We start from the raw sequence: 3,731 nt of genomic DNA on the forward strand, positions 1-3,731 counted from the left end.
GACACGGCCTCGGCGACGATCGCGATGGCGTCGAGGGGGTCGGTCATGTGCTCATCGTAGGGGCGAACGCTCGGTCACGACGGGTCGGCCGGCGGGTCTACCGACGGGCCGGGTCGCGCTCAGCGCGGAGCCATGCGCACCGCGCCGTCGAGCCTGATCACCTCGCCATTGAGCATCGGGTTCTCGACGATGTGCTGCACGAGCGCCGCGTACTCGTCGGGCCTGCCGAGGCGGTGCGGGTGCAGGGTCTGCTCCTCGAGGGAGGCGAGGGCCTCCTCGGGCAGCATCTCGGCCATCGGCGTGCGGAACAGGCTCGGCGCGATCGCCATGACGCGGATGCGGTGCTCGGCCAGGTCGCGCGCGAGCGGCAGGGTGAGGCCCACGATCGCACCCTTCGACGCCGAGTAGGCGGCCTGACCGACCTGCCCGTCGAACGCGGCGACCGAGGCGGTCATGACGATGACGCCTGCCTCCTCGTCCGGGGCGTCCGCCGCCGTCTCGACCATGCGGGCGGCGGCGAGGCTCACGACCGTGAACGTGCCGGTGAGGTTTATGTCGACCACCTGCCGGAACATGTCGAGCGGGAACGGCCCCTTCCGCCCGACGACGCGCGCCCCGCGCACGATGCCCGCGCACGCCACGACGACATCGAGCCGCCCGAGCTCGCTCGCCGCGTCGACCGCGGCCTGCACCTGCTCGGCGTCGGTGACGTCGGTCGGCACGAAGACGGCGCGGTCGCCCCACTCGTCGGCGAGCGCGGCTCCCGGAGACTGGGGCAGGTCAGCGATAACGACCGAGCTGCCCGCGGCGAGCATCCGCTCAGCCGTCGCCCGGCCCAGCCCCGAAGCGCCACCGGTGATGAGAGCGGTGCGGCCGGTGATGTGCATGGATGTCCTCCGTCGACTCACGAGGCGGCCGTCGTCGTCGACGGCGCCGGCCTCCATGCCTACCACGCGGGCTCGGCGCGTAGGGTGCTTATGCACCCGCGCCGCCGTCGACTGGAGTCACGCATGAGCACCGTCCCGTTCCGCATCGGCTACAAGGCTTCGAGCGAGCAGTTCGCTCCTCGTGAGCTGCTCGACTACGGCGTGCTCGCCGAGCAGGCCGGCTTCGAGTCGGTGTTCATCAGCGACCACCTCCAGCCGTGGAAGCACACCGACGGACACGCGCCCGCCGCGATCGCCTGGCTCGGAGCCCTCGGCGCGAAGACCGAGCGCATCGTCATGGGCACCTCGGTGCTGACGCCGACGTTCCGGCACCACCCGGCGATGGTCGCGCAGGCGTTCGGCACGCTCGGGCAGCTGTTCCCGGGCCGCGTCATTCTCGGCGTGGGCACGGGCGAATCACTCAACGAGGCGCCGCTCGGGTTCGTCTGGCCCGACATCAAGGAGCGCTTCGCCCGCCTCAAGGAGGCCGTCCAGCTCATCGAGCGCCTCTGGGACGAGGAGCGCGTGAGTCACGAAGGCACCCACTACCGCACCGACAACGTCACGATCTACGACCGGCCCGAGGTGAAGGTGCCCATCTACATCGGCGCCTCCGGCCCCGCCGCGACGCGCCTCGCCGGCCGCATCGCCGACGGCTACATCACGACCTCCGGCAAGCCGCGCGAGCTCTACACCGAGAACCTGCTGCCCGCCTTCCGCGAGGGCCTCGAGAAGGGCGAGCGAGCGCCCGGCAGCGTCGACACCCTCATCGAGATGAAGGTCTCGTTCGACACCGACATGCAGCGCGCCATGGAGGACACCCGCCACTGGGCCGCGCTCGCCCTGAGCGGCGACGAGAAGATGGGCGTCGAGGATCCGCGCGAGATGGAGCGCCTCGCCGACGCCCTCCCCCTCGAGCGCGCCGCCTCGCGCTGGATCGTCTCGACCGACCCCGACGAGCACGTCGGCCGCGTCATGGACTACGTGCGCATGGGCTTCCGGCACCTCGTCTTCCACGCTCCGGGCCCCGACCAGGCGCGGTTCCTGGAGCTGTACGGCGAGCACGTGATGCCGCGCCTGCGGGCCGCGGTCGCCGAGTTCGACGCGACGCAGGGGTAGTCCGCCGTGCCGTTCTGGAGCAAGAAGGAGTTCGGCGACCCGTCGCTGCCCAAGGGCGACCGCGGCAAGGGATCGTTCGACGACTACGCCTACGACCTCCTGCCGAAGAACCGCGACATCACGATGCGCCTCGCCGACGCGACGCCGCACCAGGACGAGATCGCGCAGCTCGCCGACGCCGAGGCCGACTCGCTGTTCACGGCGACCCCGGCGCGCTCGCTCGATCAAGAGCGAGTGGATGCTCCCATCGAGGTGCGCGTCTTCTCGGGTCGCCGCGTCTCGGGTGTCGTGGGCGTCGTGCCGCGCGGACTGGAGAGCGTCTACGACGAGGCGGTGCGCCGACTGGACGGCCGCGGCGACAAGCCGCGCATCCCCGTCGCCGTCGTGCAGACGAAGCAGGGCTGGCGCGTCGACCTGCTCATGGGCCGCACGAAGTAGAGCGACCCGGAGCGCGTCGCCGGCTAATGCCCGGCGCCGAGGTGCCCGGCGAGGCGCGCGTGCAGCGCGTGCGACTCGGCGTTCATGTCGACGATCTCGACGCTCTTGCCGAAGCGCTCGTACTTGGTGACGATCGCGTCGAGCGCGGCGACCGTCGACGCATCCCAGATGTGCGACTGCGACAGGTCGATGACGACCGCGTCGGGGTCGTCGCGGTACCAGAACTGCGTCGTCAGGTCGTTGCTCGAGGCGAAGAACAGCTCGCCGTCGACGCGGTAGAGCGCGTACGTGCTGCCGTCGGGAGCATCCAGCACCGTGCGGTCGACCGTCGCGAAGTGGGCGACGCGGCGTGCGAACAGCACCATCGCCACGACGACGCCTAGGGCGACGCCGATCGCGAGGTTGTGCGTGAGGACGACCGCGATGACCGTGGCGACCATGACGATCGTCTCGCTCTTGGGCATCCGCTTCAGAGTGTTGAGCTGCACGCTGTGCCAGTCGAACGTCGCGACCGACACCATGATCATGACCGCGACGAGCGCCGCCATCGGGATGATCGCGACGAGGTCGCCGAGCGCCAGCACTAGCACGAGCAGGAAGACGCCGGCGGCGAAGGTCGAGATGCGCGTGCGGGCGCCCGAGACCTTGACGTTGATCATCGTCTGGCCGATCATCGCGCAGCCGCCCATGCCTCCGAAGAGACCGCTGAGGATGTTCGCCGCACCCTGCCCGTACGACTCGCGCGTCTTGCCCGAGGGGGTGTCGGTGATGTCGTCGACGAGCTTCGCGGTGAGCAGCGACTCCAGGATGCCGACGACGGCCATCGCGATGGCGTACGGGAGGATGATGCCGAGCGTCTCGAGGTTCAGGGGGACGTCGGGCCACAGGAGCGACGGCAGGCTCTCGGGCAGCTCGCCCTGGTCACCGACGTTCGGGACGGTGATCGCCATGAGCACCATGACCGCGGTCACGACGGCGACGGCGACGAGCGGTGCAGGGACGATGGTCGTGAGCCGCGGCATCCCGATCATGATCAGCAGGCCGAGCGCGACGAGCGGGTAGACCTCCCACGGAACGCCGAACAGGTACGGCAGCTGCGCGGTGAAGATCAGGATCGCGAGCGAGTTGACGAAGCCGACCATGACGGAGCGCGGGATGAAGCGCATGAGCTTCGCGACGCCGAGGACGCCGAACAGCACCTGGATCAGGCCGGCGAGGATGACGGTCGCGATGAAGTAGTCCAGGCCG

Annotated in this window: 4 protein-coding genes; 2 read left to right on the forward strand and 2 right to left on the reverse strand. The window is 70.1% G+C overall.

Going from position 1 to position 3,731, the window contains the following annotated elements:
- Positions 1 to 119: 119 nt before the first annotated feature.
- Positions 120 to 887 carry an SDR family NAD(P)-dependent oxidoreductase gene (locus Q7T15_RS08460; protein WP_304695241.1) on the reverse strand — a complete coding sequence of 256 codons (768 nt, stop codon included), beginning with the start codon at positions 885 to 887 and terminating at the stop codon, positions 120 to 122.
- A 123-nt stretch (positions 888 to 1,010) separates the two neighbouring features.
- On the opposite strand from Q7T15_RS08460, the gene fgd reads away from it, so the two are divergent.
- Positions 1,011 to 2,045 carry a glucose-6-phosphate dehydrogenase (coenzyme-F420) gene (fgd, locus tag Q7T15_RS08465; RefSeq protein ID WP_304695235.1) on the forward strand — a complete coding sequence of 345 codons (1,035 nt, stop codon included), beginning with the start codon at positions 1,011 to 1,013 and terminating at the stop codon, positions 2,043 to 2,045.
- Positions 2,046 to 2,051: 6 nt separating this feature from the next.
- Positions 2,052 to 2,483: a hypothetical protein gene (locus Q7T15_RS08470; RefSeq protein WP_304695237.1), complete on the forward strand. Its 432-nt coding sequence runs from the start codon at positions 2,052 to 2,054 to the stop codon at positions 2,481 to 2,483.
- Between the two features lie 23 nt (positions 2,484 to 2,506).
- On the opposite strand, the gene Q7T15_RS08475 is transcribed toward Q7T15_RS08470, so the two are convergent.
- Positions 2,507 to 3,731 (reverse strand): SulP family inorganic anion transporter (locus tag Q7T15_RS08475; protein WP_304695239.1); only part of this gene is annotated, 1,225 nt, incomplete at its 5' end.

This window comes from Microcella sp. (genome assembly GCF_030645145.1).
In the GTDB taxonomy this organism is placed as follows: Bacteria; Actinomycetota; Actinomycetes; order Actinomycetales; family Microbacteriaceae; genus Microcella.

Coding starts and splice junctions, on each gene's coding strand:
- fgd (WP_304695235.1), top strand. CDS start 1,011: ATGAGCACCGTCCCGTTCCGCATCGGCTACAAGGCTTCGAGCGAGCAG.
- Q7T15_RS08460 (WP_304695241.1), bottom strand. CDS start 887: ATGCACATCACCGGCCGCACCGCTCTCATCACCGGTGGCGCTTCGGGG.